This is a genomic window from Enterococcus sp. AZ062 (assembly GCF_051715065.1).
GTDB lineage: Bacteria > Bacillota > Bacilli > Lactobacillales > Enterococcaceae > Enterococcus_B > Enterococcus_B mundtii.
Genome location: NZ_JBIOTB010000001.1, coordinates 998742 through 1020566, shown reverse-complemented (window position 1 = coordinate 1020566; position 21825 = coordinate 998742). Strand labels below are relative to the sequence as shown.

Annotated in this window: 20 protein-coding genes; 4 read left to right on the top strand and 16 right to left on the bottom strand. The window is 37.0% G+C overall.

Going from position 1 to position 21825, the window contains the following annotated elements; all coding sequences use genetic code 11:
* Window positions 1-22: 22 nt before the first annotated feature.
* Complete coding sequence (locus IGJ00_RS04785; protein WP_071865991.1) at window positions 23-343, top strand: DUF1827 family protein; 321 nt, start codon at window positions 23-25, stop codon at window positions 341-343.
* 21 nt (window positions 344-364) lie between these two features.
* Here the strand turns inward: IGJ00_RS04785 and IGJ00_RS04780 are convergent, their stop codons facing one another.
* The 4 genes from IGJ00_RS04780 to IGJ00_RS04765 form a co-directional block, all read right to left on the bottom strand.
* Window positions 365-586 carry a flagellar motor switch protein gene (locus tag IGJ00_RS04780; protein ID WP_071865990.1) on the bottom strand — a complete coding sequence of 74 codons (222 nt, stop codon included), beginning with the start codon at window positions 584-586 and terminating at the stop codon, window positions 365-367.
* A 242-nt stretch (window positions 587-828) separates the two neighbouring features.
* On the bottom strand, window positions 829-2409 hold the full coding sequence (locus IGJ00_RS04775) for a peptide chain release factor 3 (RefSeq protein WP_071865989.1): 1581 nt from the start codon (window positions 2407-2409) through the stop codon (window positions 829-831).
* A 245-nt stretch (window positions 2410-2654) separates the two neighbouring features.
* Window positions 2655-4031, bottom strand: a complete 1377-nt coding sequence (locus tag IGJ00_RS04770; protein ID WP_071865988.1) for a hemolysin family protein — start codon at window positions 4029-4031, stop codon at window positions 2655-2657.
* Between the two features lie 126 nt (window positions 4032-4157).
* Window positions 4158-5282: an AI-2E family transporter gene (locus tag IGJ00_RS04765; protein WP_071865987.1), complete on the bottom strand. Its 1125-nt coding sequence runs from the start codon at window positions 5280-5282 to the stop codon at window positions 4158-4160.
* A 135-nt stretch (window positions 5283-5417) separates the two neighbouring features.
* Between IGJ00_RS04765 and IGJ00_RS04760 the strand changes: the two genes are divergently transcribed.
* A complete protein-coding gene (locus tag IGJ00_RS04760; protein ID WP_019722746.1) occupies window positions 5418-5852 on the top strand; it encodes a GNAT family N-acetyltransferase in 435 nt (144 codons plus the stop codon).
* 60 nt (window positions 5853-5912) lie between these two features.
* Here IGJ00_RS04760 and ntdP read toward each other — a convergent pair whose 3' ends face one another.
* From ntdP to recX, 3 genes are all read right to left on the bottom strand, one after another.
* A complete protein-coding gene (ntdP, locus tag IGJ00_RS04755) occupies window positions 5913-6446 on the bottom strand; it encodes a nucleoside tri-diphosphate phosphatase (protein WP_010735893.1) in 534 nt (177 codons plus the stop codon).
* Between the two features lie 92 nt (window positions 6447-6538).
* Window positions 6539-7723, bottom strand: coding sequence for an A/G-specific adenine glycosylase (mutY, locus tag IGJ00_RS04750; RefSeq protein WP_071865986.1), 1185 nt, complete (start codon window positions 7721-7723; stop codon window positions 6539-6541).
* Complete coding sequence (recX, locus tag IGJ00_RS04745) at window positions 7716-8516, bottom strand: recombination regulator RecX (RefSeq protein ID WP_071865985.1); 801 nt, start codon at window positions 8514-8516, stop codon at window positions 7716-7718. Before recX ends, mutY begins: the two co-directional genes overlap by 8 nt.
* 105 nt (window positions 8517-8621) lie before the next feature.
* On the opposite strand from recX, the gene rlmD reads away from it, so the two are divergent.
* Window positions 8622-9998 carry a 23S rRNA (uracil(1939)-C(5))-methyltransferase RlmD gene (gene rlmD / locus IGJ00_RS04740; RefSeq protein ID WP_071865984.1) on the top strand — a complete coding sequence of 459 codons (1377 nt, stop codon included), beginning with the start codon at window positions 8622-8624 and terminating at the stop codon, window positions 9996-9998.
* A 114-nt stretch (window positions 9999-10112) separates the two neighbouring features.
* On the opposite strand, the gene IGJ00_RS04735 is transcribed toward rlmD, so the two are convergent.
* The 3 genes from IGJ00_RS04735 to IGJ00_RS04725 form a co-directional block, all read right to left on the bottom strand.
* Window positions 10113-10829 carry a YcjF family protein gene (locus tag IGJ00_RS04735; protein ID WP_019722749.1) on the bottom strand — a complete coding sequence of 239 codons (717 nt, stop codon included), beginning with the start codon at window positions 10827-10829 and terminating at the stop codon, window positions 10113-10115.
* A 214-nt stretch (window positions 10830-11043) separates the two neighbouring features.
* Complete coding sequence (locus tag IGJ00_RS04730) at window positions 11044-11652, bottom strand: lytic polysaccharide monooxygenase (protein WP_375148118.1); 609 nt, start codon at window positions 11650-11652, stop codon at window positions 11044-11046.
* Window positions 11653-11986: 334 nt separating this feature from the next.
* Entirely contained in the window at window positions 11987-13537 is a 1551-nt protein-coding gene (locus IGJ00_RS04725) for a fibronectin type III domain-containing protein (protein ID WP_074799766.1), read from the bottom strand.
* Between the two features lie 367 nt (window positions 13538-13904).
* Here IGJ00_RS04725 and IGJ00_RS04720 point away from each other — a divergent pair, with 367 nt between their 5' ends.
* A complete protein-coding gene (locus tag IGJ00_RS04720) occupies window positions 13905-14387 on the top strand; it encodes a TspO/MBR family protein (protein WP_071865980.1) in 483 nt (160 codons plus the stop codon).
* A 100-nt stretch (window positions 14388-14487) separates the two neighbouring features.
* Here IGJ00_RS04720 and IGJ00_RS04715 read toward each other — a convergent pair whose 3' ends face one another.
* From IGJ00_RS04715 to IGJ00_RS04690, 6 genes are all read right to left on the bottom strand, one after another.
* On the bottom strand, window positions 14488-14748 hold the full coding sequence (locus IGJ00_RS04715) for an IS3 family transposase (RefSeq protein WP_074799768.1): 261 nt from the start codon (window positions 14746-14748) through the stop codon (window positions 14488-14490).
* A gap of 396 nt (window positions 14749-15144) precedes the next feature.
* On the bottom strand, window positions 15145-15771 hold the full coding sequence (locus IGJ00_RS04710; protein WP_142432970.1) for a hypothetical protein: 627 nt from the start codon (window positions 15769-15771) through the stop codon (window positions 15145-15147).
* Window positions 15772-16306: 535 nt separating this feature from the next.
* Window positions 16307-18061, bottom strand: a complete 1755-nt coding sequence (locus IGJ00_RS04705; RefSeq protein ID WP_071865977.1) for a carbohydrate-binding protein — start codon at window positions 18059-18061, stop codon at window positions 16307-16309.
* A gap of 401 nt (window positions 18062-18462) precedes the next feature.
* On the bottom strand, window positions 18463-19677 hold the full coding sequence (locus tag IGJ00_RS04700) for an LCP family glycopolymer transferase (protein WP_071865976.1): 1215 nt from the start codon (window positions 19675-19677) through the stop codon (window positions 18463-18465).
* A gap of 414 nt (window positions 19678-20091) precedes the next feature.
* Window positions 20092-21564, bottom strand: coding sequence for a Mur ligase family protein (locus tag IGJ00_RS04695; protein WP_142432969.1), 1473 nt, complete (start codon window positions 21562-21564; stop codon window positions 20092-20094).
* 17 nt (window positions 21565-21581) lie between these two features.
* The gene (locus IGJ00_RS04690; protein WP_142432968.1) at window positions 21582-21821 is read right to left on the bottom strand and encodes a hypothetical protein; all 240 of its coding nucleotides are present in this window, start codon (window positions 21819-21821) and stop codon (window positions 21582-21584) included.
* Window positions 21822-21825: the final 4 nt, after the last annotated feature.

The following is a 21825-nucleotide window of genomic DNA, read 5'->3' as shown; positions in this document are numbered from 1 at the left end:
ATACATAAGAGAGGTGAGCGCCATGAAACTAGTTAATGTAACAAACAGCCATTCACGATTAGTTTTGAATCAGTTGGAAAATACAGATGCACATATGGTCAAGGTGTATACCGCAGGAAATACAACCGTTATTTATACAGAAGCTCCTGAGCACAACGAAATCGTTCTGATGAATGAAAATCGCAATATCCAACCAAAGGAAATTGAAGAAATCCAACACTACTTCTTAAAAAAAATCCATGACGCTGAGTACCATCCTGAAGACATCCAAGTGATCGAGTTACCGGGATTAGTAGAAATCTCTATTCCAAAAAGAAATTTAGATGCACCAATTGCTATGTAGATATAAAAACTAAATCATGAATCAAAAGGGTTTTGTCGACGGCACTTGGCATTCCCTTTTTTTCTTTTTCCTATTTCCAACTTCCCTCCCCTTTACAGGTCGATCCGCTTGGATGATCGAGCGGATTTCTTTGACGATCCGTTCATTTTTTTCCCAGTTCTCAATATCCAACATTTGACATACTCGACGCATTTTTGCTTTTTTTCTTTCAATACGCTGTTTTTTTTCGATTTCTGTTTCCATTTGTTCCCTACTTTCTTTGCTTATTTTATATATATATACGCAAAAATATTCTAATCTATTTTTTTATTTGATTATAATTGATTTTTTCAAAATAACCAAAAAAACGTTAAAATCCAAAACAAACACACGACAATTCACTGAAAACATGAATCGCCGTGTGTTTGTTTTTTTTATATGCTAAATGAATATTTTTAAGCTTTATGTTAAAAATAAAGCAACTGACGAGTAACGAGAATCACTGATTACATCAAACTTTTTAATTTTACGTTTGGATACTTGTCAGCAAACCAACGCTCTGCAAACTGGTTCTCAAATAAGAATAGCGGTTGATCAAAGCGATCTCTCGCTAAGATATTACGACTCGAACTCATTTTCTCATCCAGATCTTCTGGCTCGATCCAACGAGCAATCTTGTTACCCATTGGCGACATGATCACTTCTGCATTGTACTCATTCAACATCCGATATTGGAAAACTTCAAATTGCAATTGTCCAACAGCCCCGATGATGTATTCTTCAGTCACATAGGTTTTATATAATTGGATGGCACCTTCTTGTACCAATTGATTGATTCCTTTGTGGAATGATTTTTGTTTCATCACATTTTTAGCCGTTACTTTCATGAAAAGCTCAGGCGTAAATGAAGGTAATTCTTCATAAGCTACTTTTAGTTTTCCTTCATATAATGTGTCGCCGATTTGATAATTTCCGGTATCATATACACCAATGATATCTCCTGCTACAGCATTTTCAACGTTTTCTCTGGCATCTGCCATAAACTGCGTGACATTACTCAATTTCAATTTTTTGTTCGTCCGTTCCAATGAAACGTCCATTCCACGTTCAAAAGTCCCTGAGCAAATCCGTACAAATGCAATACGATCTCGGTGAGCTGGATTCATATTGGCTTGGATCTTAAAGACGAAACCAGAAAACTCTTGTTCATAAGGGCTGACTACTTGATCTTCACGGGTTTTGTGTCCGTAAGGAGATGGCGCCAAATCAACGAATGTTTCTAAAAACGTCTGAACACCGAAATTAGTCAAAGCTGAACCAAAAAATACTGGCGTCTGCTCTCCTCGTGCAATTTTTTCTTCATTAAAGGAATCCCCGGCTTCTTTTAACAGCTCTACTTCTTCTAATACTTGCTCGTACAATGAATTATTTCTTAGGGGATGATTTTCTGGCAAGTGGCCCTCTTCATCTAATTGAGCTAAGCGTTCATCTTGATAATTCTCAGGACGATAGAATTCTACTCGGTTATGATGGATATCGTATAATCCTTCCAATCCTTTACCCATACCAATTGGCCAATTCATTGGGCAAGATTCGATATCTAATAACTCTTCTAATTCTTCTAATAGATCAAGCGGTTCTCGACCATCTCGGTCCAACTTATTGATGAAAGTGAAAATAGGGATACCTCTTCTTTTAACTACTTGGAAAAGTTTTTTGGTTTGTGCCTCGATCCCTTTTGCACTATCTATGACCATGACTGCACTATCGACAGCCATCAACGTACGATACGTATCTTCTGAGAAATCTTCATGCCCAGGTGTGTCTAGAATATTGACTCTTTTACCGTGATAATCAAATTGCATCACGGAACTAGTAACAGAAATCCCACGTTGTTTTTCGATTTCCATCCAGTCAGATTTTGCAAAATTACCTGTTTTCTTCCCTTTGACCGTTCCTGCTTGGCGAATCGCACCACCGAATAAAAGCAGTTGTTCGGTGATCGTTGTTTTCCCCGCATCCGGATGGGAAATGATCGCAAATGTGCGTCGATTGTCCACTTGCTGTTTTAATTCTGGATTGTTCATAAATTTACTCCATTCTTCATTTGTCTATTGCTTCATAAAAGAGAACCCCTTCGACTATTCGATAGTTCCTCTATCCTTTTCTTCAACTCAAATAGTATAGCATGGATCTTCAATTTGAAAAAGTAAGCGAAACAGTTTTACTTTTTCTTTTCATTCGATATCTCCAAAAAAAGAACAGATACATCACTTCATACAGCAAGTGATATATCCGCTCTTTGTTTCGTTAAAAGATCATCGAAGGTGCTTTATCTTCGCGGTTCGTCATCTTCAAAATCTTTTTTGAAATAGCGACGTTCTTCTTCAGGTTCAGCTTCTATTTCTTCTGGATCATGGAAGATCACACGAATTTTAAGTACTCTTGAACCTTCCATTTCTTCAGAAATCAAGGTAATATTTTCAACATCAAATGAAAGTTTTTCTCCTTCATCGGGAATCATACCTAAAGCTGTGATCAAATAGCCGGCCATCGTATCCACATCACTCATGTGAAGATTACTTTCAAACGCCTCATTAAATTCATCGATCAACATGCGACCTTGGATGATATACTCATAGTCACCGACTTGTTCGTAGAGATTTTCTACTTCGTCTGACTCATCATCGATTTCTCCAACGATTTCTTCAAGTAAGTCTTCTAATGTCGCTAAACCTACGACTCCCCCATATTCGTCTAACAGGATCGCCATTTGATTTTGTGTTTTTTTCATTTCATATAATAGATCATCAATAAAAATCGTTTCTGGAACAAAAAGTGGTTCCTGAATGATTTTTTTGATTTCTAAGTGTTCAAACCCAAATTTATGGGCAGCTTTTAATAAATTTTTCGTATGAAGAATTCCAACAACTTTATCTTTGTCTTCATTATAAACAGGAATTCTTGAGTAATTCTCCGATAGTACTTCGTTGACATTTTCTTCAATGGAGTCATTAATGTCGATCATAAAAGCATCTGTTCGAGGAACCATTACTTCCCTTGCAACTTTTGTGTCTAAGGAAAAGACACCTTGAAGCATTTCCAACTCTTCGTTGTTCAATACCCCTTCGTTTTCAAGCATATACCGCATTTCGTCGCGGGTCATCTTTGAATCTTCATCATCAAAAGTCATTGGTGTTATCCGTGCCAACAAGCTGGTAGATGCAGACAATAGCCACACGAAAGGTTTCGCTACGACACCAATCATTCGGATCATACCTGAGGTAAAATTCGCTACCTCTTCTGATTTATTCAAAGCGATCCTTTTCGGGTATAATTCTCCAAAAACAATCGAAACATAGGTCAAAATAGCCAGTACGATAATATTTGCAATACTTCTTGCTGCGGCACCGCCACCTAATAGTGGGGCTAATCTTACGGATAAAGTATTAGCTAAAGATGCACCAGATAAAATATTGACCAAAGTGATTCCTACTTGGATAGTTGATAGGAAGTTATTTGGGTTCTGCAATATTTTTAAAAGCTTTTTAGATTTAACATCTCCTTCTTCCGCTTTTTGTTCGATCCGATTTTTATTGATCGATACAACTGCAATTTCGGAAGCTGCTAAAAAAGCATTGATCAATGTCAAAATGATCAATAATAAAATTTGCGCTAACAGCGACTGACTCTCAGGGTCAGCATTCATAATCGCATTCTCTCCTTATTCATTTATATTTTTATTTTTTTAAAGAAAAAAACGTGGCTAAAGGTAGCCACGTTAAAATGGTATCATAAAGCGATTTTCTTTGCAATAAAAATAGCCATTCGATCATTAAGATTCAAGAGTCGTCGCTATTTTTTTCTTGTTCTCGTTTTGTTTATCTTCTTTTACGATCTTGACAACATAAGAAATGATTGTTTTACAGATCGCATAAAAAGGTACACCCAGAAAAATCCCAAGTAATCCGGCAATGTTTCCTGCAACAAGTAGAACGATAATGATCGTTAGTGGATGGATCTTCAATGATTTACCAATGACATTCGGATAAATGATATTTCCGTCTAGTTGCTGAACGATCAAAACGACCACACAACACAGCAATGCTTTGAATGGATCATTGAATACTGTCACTAAAAAGGCAGGAGCTAAACCTAAATATGGGCCTAAATAAGGAATGAGGTTGGTCAAACCAGCAATTACTCCGAAAAGGAAGGCGTAATCTACGCCTAATGCAAAATAACCTAGAAAGGTGAATGTACCAACGAATAAGCATTCAATTGCTTGGCCACTAATATAATTAGCTAACGTTTTATTCAACTGTCCTAACAATTCAACGATTTGCTCTCTTCGTTTTTCTGGGAAGAAACGTTTGATGTTTGGTACAAGTTTTTCGCCATCTTTCAACATGTAAAACAAGATGAACGGCGCGGTAATAATAACGATGGTCGCTGAAGCAATCGTTCCAACGATCGAACCTAAGCTATTAGACAAGCCACTCAGAAATTGTTGGATGATCGTGCCATATGAAATATCCAATTGCTCAAAATATTTATTGATATCGACATCTTTGAATACGGACCATTGCGCAACTTCTGCTAACCAAGTCTCTACTTGGCGAATAAAGTTCGGCGTATTCGAGGCCAAAGAAGAAATTTGTTGGACTAAACTTGGGATGACACTTAACAAGATCCAGACCAGAGCGGCTACTAACAATAACAGTACGATTGCTACTGCCCAGATCCGTTTTATTTTTGTTTTCATCAATAATCCAACGATTGGATTCAAAATATAATACAAAAAACCAGCAATCAAAACTGGTGCAAATAATGTGGAGAAGAATGTCCCGATTGGTTGGAAGACAAAGCTGATTTTCGAGGAGACTAAGATCAATGTTGCTAAAATCAACAATTCGAATGACCAGAACATCAACTTTGATTGTTTTAACTTATCGAACAAATAATTCACTTCTTTCCTTTTTTATGATAGTATATAACATTCTTTTGAAAAAATCTGTTATTTTTGATTTTATTTTATGCACTTTCCATTCCGATCACTTTACAGTATACTACTGAAAAGAAAGGTGGCTGTTTGATGAAAGTAGTTCATACAAAAGATACGATGAGTCCGATCTATCTCGATGCTGTACGTATCAGAAACCAAGTCTTCGTTGTCGAGCAAGGTGTTCCCTTTGAGAGAGAAATCGATCAGGATGAGGCACATTGTATCCATTTCGTCCTTTATACAGATGCACAGGAGGCGCAAGGTACTGTTCGTTTACTGCCACTCGAAAATGGCCAGATAAAAGTCCAACGTATGGCGATCCTTGCTGAATACCGTCAACAAGGTTTGGGGCAAGTCTTGCTAAGAGAAGCAGAGGCTTTTGCTAAAAACCAAGGCTTTGATACGATAAAATTAGGCGCTCAACTGACCGCTATTCCTTTTTACGAGAAGCTTGATTATCAAGCCTACGGTGAAGTCTTCGAAGATGCGGGCATCCAACATCTCAACATGAAAAAAAACTTGTGAAGCATCCAAGTAAAAACAGTAAGCAAGATGAAGATTCCTTCACTTACTTACTGTTTTCGTTTACTTTTGCGACAATTGCTTGTAACGGTCATACCAAATATCAATATAGCCTTCTGAGAATGGGCCATCTCCATTATTGATCCAGTCAACCAAAATCTTCACGTTCTCTTTTAAAATGAAGTCAATATCACTTGGATAATTCATCATTTGACTATGCATTTCATATTCATCGACATCTAACAAGCGCTTCTCGCCATCAGGAAAAACCTTGATATCTAAGTCATAATCAATATATTTTAATGCTTCATCATCTAATAAAAAAGGTGAAGCCAGATTACAATAATAGGAAACCCCCTTTTCTCTGATCATTGCTATTACATTGAACCAGTATTTTTTGTGAAAGTATACAATCGCTGGTTCTCGCGTCACCCAACGTCGTCCATCAGACTCTGTTACAAGAGTATGATCATTGACACCGATCATTGAATGTTCGCTTGTTTTCAATACCATGGTATCGCGCCACGTTCGATGCAATTTGCCGTCGTGTTTATAACTTTGGATCGTTACAAACTCTCCTTCTTTTGGAACTCCCATCGCAATCCTTCCTTAGCAACATTTTGTGCTTTGTGTTGGGGTGTTCATTACACCGACATCGTAATTATTATAGCAATAAAAATCATCTTTGCCTAGAAAGGATTACTATTGTTTCGATTTTTATCCAACTGCTGGATGAGCTTCATTTGCACTTTTGGGAAAACTACTTGTTCAAATGCTTCTGGTATCAGCCACTGCGTCTGTTTGCCAGTCTCAGATAGGTCTTTTTCAGTCTTAGGCAACCGACCATAAAATAATAAAACATGCCATTTCAAATGACTGAAGATATGCGTCACTTCCCCTAAGTGACGTTTTTGCCATACGACTTTGTCCGCATGAGCAAAAGGCAATACTGAAGCACCATCTTCAGCGACTAAAACCTCATCGAATAAACTGATTTCGTTCTTAGGTTGCCAGTCTGTTTCTAGTTTTTCGTATACCTCTTTCGTTACTTCTACCATCGGAAATGTCCACATATCAGCCAGTAATTTTTGTTGATCTCGTTGTTCAAAATAAAAAGCACTTTCTGCGTTTTCAATCGCGGCACAAACATAATAAACATCTCGCGGCTTTGCTTTTTTTGTTTTGACAGGATAGGCGGTTTGAATCCCTTTTTCTTTTGCTAAACAAAAAGCTTGGATCGGGCATTCCTCACATTTAGGCGAGGTCGGCGTGCAGATTGCTGATCCAAGATCCATCAATGCTTGATTGAACTCACCCGGATGCTCTTCGTCAATGATTTTCCGCATGGCTTGATCAAATACTTTGCGACTTGATGCTTTCGCAATATCTTCTTCAATACAGAACAGCCGACTAACCACACGCATGACATTTCCATCGATCGCTGGTTCAGGTACCCCAAAAGCAATACTTGCGATTGCCCCTGTCGTATAAGGACCGATCCCTTTTAATGTACTGATTTCTTCCGGTGTTTGTGGCATCTTTCCGTCAAAATCTTCCATGATTTGTTTTGCAGCAGCTTGAATATTTCTGGCCCTCGAGTAGTAACCTAAGCCTTCCCAAGCTTTCAACAGTTTTTCTTCAGGTGCTTGCGCCAACGCTTCGATGGTTGGGAACCACTCCATAAAGCGATAAAAATAATCAATGACTGTATCGACTCTGGTTTGTTGCAACATGATTTCTGATATCCAAATACGATAAGGGTCTTGATTATAACGCCAAGGGAGATTTCTCTTTTCAAGCTCATACCATTCAATAAAACGTTCTTGAAATTCTTTTGTTTTTTCTAAGGACCAGTTTTCCCATTCTCTACTCACTTGCTTCTTCTTCCTTTTCTAAAATAAAGCGCTGGATCATCTCAAAATCAAAGCCTTTTTGATAGAGACTCTGCTTTACTTTCATCTTTCTCTTCTGAGGTTCAAAGCGACTATTCTTACGCCAGATTTTCTCCCCTTGTTGTACTAAAAGCTCGTATTCAGCTTCTGGATCGGTTTCTTGGGGTAATGTTTGCATCGCTTCTTGGATCACATCATTGGTAAATCCTTTTGTCATCAACTTCTGTTGGATATTCCGTAATAGATCCTTTTGACTTTTGGCACGATTTTTTTCATAAGTCTTTTCTGCTGTTTGTCGCGCATTTTCTACTTGCTCGTCAAATGGATACTGGCTTAAAGACTGCTCGATCACTTCTGGTGATAGCCCTTTTTGTTGCATTTGTTGTGCCAATTTTTTTGGTCCTTTGTCACTCAAACGCATATTCGTACGGACGTAACTTTCACCAAATGTCAGATCGTCAATCAGGCCTAATTCTTTTAATTTTTCAACGATTTTATGACGGTCTTCTTGTCCTATTTCTTTGTCTTTTAAATAGATCCGAATTTCTTTTTCCGTTCTTAGTTGATAACTCAAATAATTCAATGCTTGCTGTAAGCCAAAATCATAACCTGTACTCTTTTTGATTTCAGCTAATTTATCTTCTGTCAATTCTTGTCCTTTTAATAAACGATAGCGTACTAAAATATCTTCTGATACTTGTAGTGTTTCGCCATCTGATAGATCAATCTGATAAAAAGGCCCCTTGCCTTTACTGATTCTTGCAATAGAAAGCAAACTATCCCTCCTCGAACATATATTCCTATCATAACATAGAAAATCCCCAACTTTCGCTATAATATGTTAGAATATAGCCACATAATGATAAAAAGGGAGATACCTATGCCAGAAGCAATTGTTAAAAACGGCCAAACGATCACATTAAAAATCAAACGTTTAGGGATCAACGGAGAAGGAATCGGCTACTTTAAACGCATGATCGTCTTTGTTCCGTATGCCCTTCCTAAAGAAGAAGTCCTAGTGAAGATCACCAAAGCGACCCCTCGCTATGCCGAAGGACAGCTCGTTAAAGTCAAAAAAACAAGTAGTGACCGTGTGACTGCTCCATGTCCAGTCTACTATGAATGTGGTGGTTGCCAATTGCAACATTTAGCGTACCATGCACAACTCGATTTCAAAAAAGATTTGCTTTTGCAAGCTTTAGAAAAATTCAAACCCGCCGGTTATCGTGAGTATCCACTTTTACCGACGATTGGAATGGATGATCCTTGGCGTTATCGGAACAAAGCACAATTTCAATTGAGGAAAAATAAACAGACAGACAAAATCGAAGCTGGACTCTATCAAGCCAATTCTCATGACTTAGTAGCGATCACTGATTGTTTAGTGCAAGAGCCAGCGACACAAAAAGTGATGAATACAGTCGTCGATTTATTGAATAAATATGATTTACCGATTTATGATGAACGTGCGGATAGCGGGATTTTCCGCACGATCATGGTCCGAGTGGGTATACAGACAGGTGAGCTACAAGTTGTTTTTATCACTAGGAGTCAAAAATTCCCACAAAAAAATGCCCTGATTCGCGAGATCAATCAACAACTCCCTGAAGTCGTTTCGATCATGCAAAACGTGCAGCCTTTAAAAACCTCTCTTGTGATGGGTGACGAAACAAAACACCTTTGGGGAAAAGAAGCCATTGAGGAACGGATCAATGAAGTAACTTTTGATCTTTCACCTCGTGCCTTTTTCCAGTTGAATCCTCAACAAACAGAAGTCTTATACGGCGAAGGAATCAAAGCTTTAGCCATCCAACCAGAAGAAACGATCGTAGATGCTTATTGTGGTGTTGGGACAATTGGTTTGAGTGTGGCAAACAAAGCAAAAGAAGTACGCGGAATGGATACCATCCCCCAAGCCATTGCAGATGCACAGAAAAACGCACAACGTTTAGGATATGAGAATACTCGTTATGAAGTGGGAACGGCGGAAGAGCTCTTACCAAAGTGGTTGAATGAAGGCTTTCGTCCAGATGGGATCATCGTTGATCCGCCACGTACTGGTTTGGATGAGCAGTTGATCCAAGCAATTTTAAAAAATCCATCGCAAAAATTAGTTTATATTTCTTGCAATGTTTCGACTTTAGCAAGAGACCTCGTCCAATTAGCGAAAGTATTTCACGTTGAGTATCTACAGTCTGTCGACATGTTCCCTCAAACAGCACGCTGTGAAGTCGTCGTGAAATTAACAAAAAAATAATTCAATAGCGCCAGCCAGAATCCTTAAAAAAAATAAGCATTTCTCTCTGCTTAATAGTCAAAACTATTTCAGAGGTCAATGCTTATTTTTTATCCGATTATTTCTGATCAAACCTTATTTCATTTGTTTTTTTCGTTTCAATAAAGTAAAAAGTGTTTGAACTTGCCCTTTGAAAGACATGACATCATCAAAAATATCTTCGCCATCATTCAGCATTTTTACTGTGATCCAACCTAATGACTCAGTGATCGTACTAGCGACTGTTGCGTTGATCGCTGCACCAGCCACTGTACCTACTGCCGGAATGATCTTAATGATATTCCCTACTGCACTTCTACCTAAACTAACAACGATCAACTCTTTTGAGACACTTTTACCTAATGATTCAGACCATGATTGTCCAAATAACTTGTGGAGACGTCCCATCATCGTTAGCTGAACTGGTACAAGTAAAAAAGCATCTGAAAAAGGGATCGGTGAACAACCGATGATCGCCGCTGTCAAAGAGGCCGCATGAATCGTTGCATGGCATTTTCTACGTAAGGGTTCGTCTACCCCTTTTAAGAATTCTTCAAATAGACGGTCGAACTGTGTTTTACTCTTTGCTAATGTTTGTTCCGCTTTGCTTTTTGACGAATCAAAATTTCGTAAAATAGCCGCGGATGTTTTTTGAGGAAGTCTTTTCATTGTTTCAGCAAAAAAGGAAGCAAATTCTTTTTGTTCCTCAGGCGTTTGCTCCAATGTTTCTTCTACTTTTGTTTCTTCGTTTTCGATTACAGTATCTTCAATCGATTCTTTGTTTTTCTTTTTTTTTCGTAAAAATTTTTTCATTTGATTTCCTCCGTAACCCTACCTTTTGGTGTCCTTATTTCTATCATACAATACAACCTGAAGTTCGCCAAAAAATGGGATCATTATCGAACCTCGCTCTTTTTATTTTAGATGGTTCGAACATACAAATAAACACCCATGAAGTGAAAATGAGAGTCACTTCATGGGTGTTCTTTTATATGATCAGTTAAAAAGGTTTCTCTTCAAGGTTTGTCTATTGAACATTGACATCAATTACTTGATAGAACGCATTTGTTGTATCTGAAATATTCCAAACAGCTAAAATCACGTTGTAGCCTTTTCTATCTTGAGGAACAGTAATTGTTTGATTTACTGTTTTTGGTGGAACTGTTGCTTTATCATCGATTTTTGTGATCAATTCAAAATCGCTGAATTTCAAAGGTTGATTTTGGTTCCAACCTGGTTTTGTAATATAGTAATCCCAAGTACTTGTACGATGTTGTGCAGTTAAGTTCCAAGTGATATTCAAAGGACCAGCATTAATTACACTTTTATGCCAACGATTTGCTGTCTGTTCATCTAATGGTTCAAACCCGCTAACACCTGCACTTGCGATTTTTCCATCGATAAATGTATTTTTAGGCGCTTCAATACTTTGTGGTTCCCATTGTGCGCGTCCAACGTTTTGATTCAAATTACCTGCAGCTGCTGTACCGAAATAGGCACGACTCCCTGGAGATGTTACATAACCATGTGCATAACCAGATGTACCAAAGCCAAACAAACCTAACATAACAATTCCTACGAACATCATAACACTAAACTTTTTCATAACTGAACCTCCTATATTTGATAGGTTCATTGTAAACGTTTTCTAAAATAAAAACAAACGTTATGCTTTTATAACTTTATTTTAGTTGAAATGATTTCAAAAAAAAGATTTAAAGATTGATTTAATAGGGTTTCATTGACATTAAAGATAGTTAATCACCTAAATAATTTTATTATACACTTAATATTTTCTTAATGTTTCGTTATGCATATTGTTTTTTCAATAAAAAGAAGAGAGCTTATTTTAGGCTCTCTTCTTTTACATATCTATATCAATAATAACTTAAATATCATTTTTTAATACAAGTTATTAATATTTTTTACAATTTATCATTTTATTTATGGAGTAATATGAAAAATACAGGTTATTTAGTTACAAGTTTCCAAGGACCATACGGACCAGATTCACTTGGAATATCATTTTGCGTCCAGTAGTTCGCTTCATAGATCAGCCCTTCATATGTAACACGCTCTCCACCTAAGTAAACTGTTGCAGGGTCCCAAGCGGGTAGAGTAGATTCTGATTCTTCAAGCGTAGTAAAAGTATAAGTTGCTGCATCCGAAACATTTCCAGAACGGTCTTCTGCAATCACTTCAACTGTGTAAGTCGTATTGCTCTTCAAGTTTTCAAAGGTATGAGACACAGCCATCGTTGTCGCTGATACTGTTTCGCCTGCACCAGTTAATTTAAGATTATAACGAGCAATGCGGTCATTATCCGTTGACGCTGTCCAATTGATACGCGCACGCTGTGTCGTAATGAAATCTGAACCTACATTTGTCGGTGTTGATGGGTTTTGTGTATCTTCAGGCATTTCAGAACCATCTGTAAAACTTTGACCGACAGTTAAGAATTCATATTGGTTTTTCACTTGCCCTTGTCCGCCGTCCACTTTTGCATCACGGTTCATAGACCAATATGATACCATACCGATTTTGCGTTCTTTGGCATGTTGTACAACCAAGTTGAACATATCTGTTGTAAAGTAAGGATGTTGTTCATTTTCAAAACCTACAGAAGGAGTCGTACCTAATTTTGCATAAGCTTGCTCATCCGTTAATGTTTTACCAGCGTATTGTTTGTAGTGATTTTTCAATTGGACCATTGTATTGTCTACCGCATCTAATGAACCTTGCGCATAGTCCGTCACACTTGATCCATAACACATCGTCATGATATTCACGTTAGTTAAGTCAACACCCGCTTCTAAATAAGCTTGCAAGACAGATAATCCTGTTGAGATCAATCCTGTAGGCATAACTGGTAATGTCAACGTCACATCAACCCCAGTTGCATCTTGTAATCGTTTTACTGCTTTCGCATTTGCTAAATTTTCGTGGTACCCCATAGCAGCCGCTTCTACGTCAAAGTCAATCCGTGTAAAACCATAACCTTGGATTACTTCCATGTAAGCATCATAAAGCATATCTTCATCTTGTGTTACTTCCCAGAAGGCACCAGAATTTAATCCGCCAAATGACACAGCTGCATCTCCGCCTACTTCTCTTAACTCACGGATCGATTGCTTGATTCCTTCATATTGCCATTGGTCACTATCACTTTCACTTAAACCATTGAAACTTCCCCAAGCCCAATCAAGTTTACCATTTTTGATTCCTCTAGCTTGCATAAACCCTAGATTAAAGAAACGTTGACCTGTTTCTCTAGTAATTGCTGCCATATTCAAGGCACCTTTATTTGACAGCACTTCATCTGAAGTATACGCCGTGATATCTACAAATGGTGCTACGACTTGTTCTGGCCACTCGATCCCTTGACCTACACCAAAATCAGGTGTTGCGCGAACTGTTTGCTCTGTTGCCGCTCCTTGCTCTTCATTTAAAAACAACGGTGCAACCAATAAGCTACACAAAGCCGCTCCAGCTAATAATCTTTTTATACTTTTTTTCTTCATTTTTTTAAACTCTCCCCATTCAACTAATTCATTTCCCTTGTTCGTAATCGATTACAAATTTTATAATATCAGATAACTCAAAATAATATAACAAAAACAAATAAAAAATTAAGGTTATTTAATCGTTTTATCTCCGTTTTATAGTTAAATAAAAAAGTAAAAACGAAAATGTTCGGTATTGCAACAACGTTTTAAAATCAACTTAAAATAGCTTTAAACAACGATTTAATCACCCCGTTACTAATTTATTCTGGTCAATATGTACGCTATATTAACATTTTTTAAAATAACTTAAAAAATTACAAGTCATAAATAGGTGGTGTTATAAATAATTATGTTAAACTGTCTAAAGAAAGGAGTTTTTTTTATGGTATACACTATCAATCGATTAAAAGATTATCGTTTGTGGGTTTGCATTATCGGAATCGTTGCTCTAGGATTTTTATCTGGCATTCTTAGCGGCAATCCAGGAAGATATTATTACTCGTTACAACTCCCAGCTTTTGCACCACCTAGTTGGATTTTTGGTCCTATGTGGACGGTCCTCTATATTTTAATAGGCATTTCTTTGTACTTTATTCTAAATACACAAAATCAAAAACACCGCTCTAAACTACTATGGCTCTTTACTATTCAATTCATCTTCAACCTTTTATGGTCAGCTTTATTCTTCAACCTTGGAAATACTTTGATTTCAGCAATCGATATCACTTTATTAATGATTTTCTTAACAGCTTTGGTCTATCATTTATGGCTGCACAATCGCACAGCAATGTGGTTGACGATCCCTTACTATTTATGGGTGTTTTTTGCATCTATCTTGAATTACGCGATTTTTATTTTGAATTAATAAAGCCTATCTAGCAAAATGTTGAATTGGCTCCCGTCAAGTAGACAGTGAAAAAAACAAACTGCATGAAAATAGGAATCGAGTGTCTCGATTCCTATTTTCATGCAGTTTGTTTTCTAAACCCCTTCCGAGAAAGCGCATTTAAAGATTCCGAATAGCGGTAGTTATTATAGTACCGCATATATTTACTTACAGATTTCTTTTCCTCTTCAAAGCTCTGATAGCTTTCTTGATGAAACTTTCTCTCTTTAAATGTTTCCCAACAAAGTTTCAATCGGTTGATTATCCAGACAACACCCCATTCGAGAAATACTTTTGTTGAACTTATATTTTTTTCAAGTTTCTTATAGTCATAAGACATGTATTGAAATCCGCGATCACTATGAGGGAATGGTCGTACACCAGAGTTCTTATACGTTGCTTTTTTATCGTATTCCCGACAAGTAAATTATTGTCTGAATGACCTAGTTCCCAAGAGATAATCGAACGATCATAGAGATCGACGAATGCACTTAAATAGGCTTTTTCCCATCTCCATCGTGCAATTTGATTACGTCTGTACACCATTTTCGATTGGATCCATCAACACAACTTGACGAAGAGCCCATTTTTAGCTAATCACTTCTGTCATATTTATTTTTTATTGATCAACAGTTCGAACTTATTATGTAATTACTTAACAATTCATCGCTTTTTACTATTCAATACACGCTTCCATTCAAGTGATACTTCAAGAACACAGCGAGACCTATACTCCTTATGCATCAGTTAATAAAAACGGTGTCCTTCTAACGTTTATAGGTGGCATTATAAGCTGATTTTGCGTTACTGTTCTAAATGTCATCCAAGGCTTATTTGCATCGGATCCACCCAACTCCAAATATGTAGGCAACGGAAACCCTAAATTTGAACTAAACGTCATACCACCGATTCCTACTGAACGATCTCGGGAATTCCCAACTAAATGACCGATTGGCACACGTCTGTTTGTAAACCAGACTGAATTAGCTAAATAAGAATTCGTCACATCCCAATAGACCCAACCACCCCAATTTGAACTCGTTGATCGAATAGCTATTGGATCATTTGAATCAATGAATCCCGTTTTCCCAGTTGTGCTTTCAATAATAATCGGCGTTCCACCTCGATAACCAGGCCTTGTATAATGACCGAATATTGCGTAGTCATAGCTCGTCCACGCTTCAAATGTCACAGGATTTCGATGAGGTAAATTCTTGTCTCTTAAACGATATGGCGTATTATAGCGAAGTCGATTCCCATTTGTACTTACAGGATGTGAATTATCCGCTTCCGCATTGACATTTATCGTAAAAAAAGCTCCTCCTAAAATGAACATACCAATTAATAAAACAATTTTTTTCATCTGCAATTCCTCCTTGCGATTTTATTTTTTTGTGATAGCTATCTCACACATCCATCATAGCAACGAAATAACAAAAAAGTAATATCTTTATTTATAATATGAATTTTTTATAATTTTTACATAACCTTATTTTAACCTATTTAGAGTTTTTTTAATTTAGAAAAACTGAAAAAAGTTATTAAATAGGGTTTTAATATAATTTCATTTAAAGATAAATAATAATTATCAATAAACATTTATTTCAGATTAAAAAATAATTAAAATGAATAATAACCAAAAAATATAAATAGTCCGATTTTTATAGCCTTTACTTTAGAAACAACTGATGATTTGGAGATTCAAATATAATGTCTAAAAATTCGGATTTCTTTTCCCTGTTTACACTTTTTTAAAGTTAGAGGAAATTTCTTTATTCACTTTATTCGATAATACCGACCTCAACTATATAAAATTGGGTGTAACAGACTTATTATTAGCATAAAAAAAGCTACGTGAGCAATTCACGTAGTTTTTTTATTAACTATTAATTGGTATTTTATCCAACCTGTTTCCAAGGACCGTACAATCCAGATTCGCTTGGCTTGTTGTTTTGTGTCCAATATTGCGCTTCATAAACGATCCCATTATACGTCACTCGATTTCCTTGTACATAAACTTTATTCGCTTCCCACGCGGCGATCTCATCGCCACCTTCTGGCGTTCCTGAAATCAATTCCCAAGGACCATACAAACCTGACTCACTTGGAATACTGTTTTGTGTCCAATATTTGGCACGGTATAATGCACCTTTATAAGAAACAACATCACCACTTAGGTAAACTTTTGTCGCCTCCCATGCAGGAGCTTCTCCTGGTTCGCCCGGCTCCCCTGGATCTACTACATTCGCTAAAGTTGTGAATGCAACTTTTGCCGTATCCGAAATATTTCCAGAACGATCTTCTGCATTGATTTCTACCGTATATTCTGTATCATCTTTTAAGTTTGTAAACGCGTATGAAAGAGAAGTAGTCGTAACATTGATCGTTTGTCCATTCCCTACTAATCTCAAGTTATATTTTGCCACACGGTCATTGTCAGTCGCCGCCGTCCAGTTGATATGCGCACTATTTTTTGTGATGTTCCCAACAGAAAGATTTGTCGGAACAGATGGTTTTTCTTTATCTTCCGGAGTTTCGCTTCCGCCGCCCTCATTACCTTCAGCAAATGCTTCACTCACTTTCAAGAATTCAAATTGGTTTTTTATTTGCCCTTGTCCACCATCTGTTTTTGCATCACGGTTCATCGACCAATAAGAAACCATTCCTATTTTACGTTCTCTTGCATGTTCGACAACTTGATTGAACATTTCTGTCGTGAAGTATGGATGTTGTTCGTTCTCAAAACCAATCGAAGGAGTTGTACCTAATTTTGCATAAGCTTCTTCATCAGTCAAAGTGATACCAGCATATTGGCGATAATGATTCTTCAATTGGACCATTGTATTGTCGACCGCATCTAATGATCCTTGTGCATAATCAGTGACACTCGGACCATAACACATCGTCATAATATTGACATTGGTCAAATCGACACCCGCTTCTAAATAAGCTTGCAATACGGCTAGTCCAGTCGAAATCAAACCAGTCGGCATAACAGGTAATGTTAATGTTACTTGCACTCCTGTAGTATCTTGTAGTCGTTTGACTGCTTTCGCATTGAGTAAGTTTTCTGTATAGCCCATCGCCCCTGCTTCCACGTCAAAATCTACACGAGTAAAGCCATATCCTTGAACCACTTCCATATAAGCATCATAAAGCATATCTTCATCATGGCTGACTTCCCAGAAAGCACCTGTGTTCAATCCACCAAATGAAACAGCAGCATCTCCACCGACCGCTCTTAATTCACGGATTGTTTTTTTAATGCCTTCATATTGCCATTGATCACTGTCGTTCTCACTCAATCCGGCAAATCCGCCCCACGCCCAATCGATCTTACCATCTTTGATTCCTTTTGCTTGCATAAATCCTAAATTAAAGAATTTTTGCCCTGTTTCCTTTGCGATCGCCGCTAGATTCAACGCGCCATTATTCGATAACTCTGTACCTGACGTATAAGCCGTCATATCGACAAATGGTGCAACGACTTGTTCTGGCCATTCAATACCTTGACCTACACCAAAATCAGGTGTTGTTTTGATTGTTTGTTCTGTTGCTGCACTTTGTTGTTCATTCAAAAACAACGGTGCTACTAGCAGACTGCATAATGCAGCACCAGCCAATAATTTCTTTAGACGAACATTTCTTTTCATTAGTATGTATATCCCCCATCAACAATTTTATTTCGTGCTATGTATTTCCCTCTTGCACAACGATATCATAACAAATAAAAACTAAAAATATAACATTTTTAAATAAGAATTAGTGTTTTTTAATTTTGAGTATAAAAATCAAAATATAAAAGATTACTCGATTTTGATTGAAATAGCGTAAAACATCTAATAAACAAATGTTTTTAAGACATTTCTGCAATCAAAAAAATCCACCAATGATTCCAAAATGTTTTTTGTTATAAGAAAAACATTTAAAACAAACGAAAAATAACGCAATAAAAAATAAAATAAAACAAAAAATATCGAAAATAAAGGATATATCCTTCATTTTCGATATCTACTTGTTTTATTTATTGGATAAATCATATGAACAAAACTTGTTAATAGCCATTGCCTGTCCAAGTTTCTGTGCTTTGATCATTTTGCTGACCGCCGTATGGGTCATAATATTGTTGCTGGTTATACTGATTCGGGTCGTAGTATTGAGAGGTGTCTTCTGAGTAGACCGACTGCTGACCATACCCATCAGTGCCATATTGATTGTACGTATCTTGTGAATACTCAGATGTCTCACTGGTCGTGGTATTAGCAGTGGAATCTCCATCACCATTTTCTGAGTCATCATAAAACATCATATAGGCATTATCATTTTTTAAGTTAGGCAACGTATCACTTGGTTTGATCTCTAATTGTTTTTTCAATTGGTTTTGGATCGATAATAAGTCATTTTGACCTAGTATTTGGTAGTACACATCATTGATCGTCGTGTCTTTTCCTTTTAGTTGGTCTTGCTTGATCGTTTGGAAAGCAGAGGTATAATTTGTTGCGATATCTAGCATGTCATCCCAATCCAAATCAGTAGTCACATTGTTGCCTGCCGCATCTAAAAGTTTTCGATAATTACTTACGCCATCAAGACTGACTACTTTATTGACGATTTTCGTCACAACTTCTCGTTGACGTGCTTGTCGACCAATGTCACCTTCAGGATCTTCATGACGCATTCTTGCATACGCCAACCCTTTTTCACCATCAACTGTTTGTTTTCCTTCTGGAACATGGACGCCATCTAAAGTAAAGTCGATTTTATTGTCGATCTCGATCCCACCTACTGCATCGATCAAGTCTTTCATACCATCCAAATTGATCGTGACATAGTGGTCAATAGGGATATCAAGTAATTGTTCGATTGAATCCATTGCCATCTCTACACCACCAAATGCATAGGCATGGTTCAACTTATCGACCGTCCCATATCCGACGATATTCGTATAGATATCTCGGTCCAAACTAATGATCGTTGATTTCTTTTGTTGTGGATTGACGGTCACGACCATCATCGTATCGGATCTCCCTTGTTCTGTTCGTCCAAGGCCTCCTGTATCTAATCCTAATAATAATACTGAAAAGGGTTCTTGATCATCAATGCTTACTCGATCGTCACGTTTTGCTGATACACGATCAGATTGTTTTGAAATCCGATTGACTGTTTGGCTCGCTTCACCCATAAACTTGATTCCATAAGCTGAAACTCCGCCGATGAGAAGTACGATTATTCCCAATAAAGTCAATATCACTTTTTGCCACCGCTTCATACTACACCTCTATCATACATATTCTTGATTATTCTCTCATACACCCAATCATTCAGCAATCCAACTACTTAATCCTAATAAAACTTTAAAAAATAGTGTTTATCTTCGTGATTTATATGTATTTTTTGTAAAATTCTTAATTATCATACCATAGGGCGCATAAACAGAAAAGAAAGAATGCGATTCTTTTTATACGTTTTATTGGATTTTTATGATTTTTTGTTCAATAAATTAAAAAAACTAGTTTTTTTAACTTTGTTTATGCCTTCCTATTAAGCATTTCCAGCAAAAAAAAGCGGAGAAATCCGAAAATGAAACAACTTTTCCGTTTTCTCCGTCTTTTTTTATTGGTTGTACATGATTGTTCAAGTAAATGTTGTTACAACATCCCAGTGGCTCTCCATATACAGAAGCTCATACCATTTCTTTTAAAGAAATCTGGCGAATATACCGATCGATTTCATGAAAATCGCTACCTGTGACTGAACCCTTTGCCAAAATGATACTATCATTCGTCAAATGCTGTTCGATATTTTTTGTTAATTCAGGTAACGTGTCAAACCATTCATATTTATGATCATTTTTATTTTTTTCATTGAATAATTTTCTGAAATTTTCCCCATAGCCATAAATATAATCTGCTGGTACATCAGTTAATTCCTGCATTACTTGTTGATGAACGTCTTCAGCAGCATTTCCTAAATCAGCGATTTGTCCTAAAACCAATATTGAGTTTCCTTTATAAAATGGGCGTACCCCTTTAAAGTAATTGATTGCATTTTTCATAGAGGGTAATGACGCATTGTGTGTATCATCAATAAAAGTAAAAGAAGGTTCATTTGGATAAACATGTTTTTCTAAAATTTTAGGTAACGGTTTGAATGTCTCGAAGGTGGTAAGACAAGCTGAAACATCTCCTTTGATTTTCCAAATGGCTATCAGCGTTGCCAAAGCATTGGAAATCATCCCAGAAGATGGAACACTGAGACGGATCTTGAACTCTTGTTCAAAAAAATGGATACCTACTTCACAAAATTCTTTTTTCTGTTCAACGGACAAGACATATACATCTCTACTTGTATCATATAGCGAATAAGTAAAAATTTCAGTTGTTTTCTTTTCGGCTGCTTGAATGAGTATAGCTAACTCTTCAGCGCCCATGTCGGTGTTGATGATTGCCATACCATTCTTTTTTAAACCATCAAAGATTTTTGATTTATAGTAAGCGACATTCTTAGTTGTTTTTAAGGAACTAAGATGTGCTTCACCTATCGAAGTCACGATTGCTATATCGGGTTGTATTAGATTAGACATTGAACCCGTGTCATACGTATTCAACGCATTGAGGGATACTTCAAGGTTCAGTACGTCACAGTCCCAGACTAACTGACTTAAATAAAGAGGAATCGCAAATCTCACATTATGATTTCCTCGATTTTCTAGAACCTTCTCTTCTTTGAATGCATGAGTGATCATCATACGTGTAGATGTTTTTCCAGCAGAACCAGTAATCGCAATCACCGGTTTTTTGAATGATTGACGCATTTTATTAGCAAATTCCAATAAGAAACGCCAACTATCTTGAACAATGAATTGCGGTGTCGTCACACGAGGGTCTTCGATTGGATGTTCTGTGACAATCAGAGCAAATTGATTTTCCTTGCCTTTGATTTGTTCATTTCCATCCGCCCATTTGACTGGACGCATTTGATTGATATATTGACGCCGTTCATTTGTTATACAGACAAATACAGTTGTAGAATAATCTCTCGTGCGTTTAAGATGTCCAGAAAAGTACTCAAGTTGATTGATCTCCTGATCCAAACTAGCATACTCTTTAAAATATGAACCTTCGATATCACTCAGTAATTGCTTGATCGTATTCATCTTTCCACCTACTTTATTTACCATTTTCCACGCTTAGGTCTTGCTTGATTGACATATCTTCTTGCTTTTTGATCAATTCGCTTAGGCGAGTCATCGGCATCAACTTCCCAAGGGTAAAGTCCTTCTTCATTTTTCTCGTATTGGCTCAGATCCGTCTCTAGCGATTCTGTTTGGTGATGTTTTTTCTTTTTTATACGATAACCTAAATAGGAAATCCCAAGCAATGCCAATGCTGCAAAACGAATAAATGCAACCATCTTA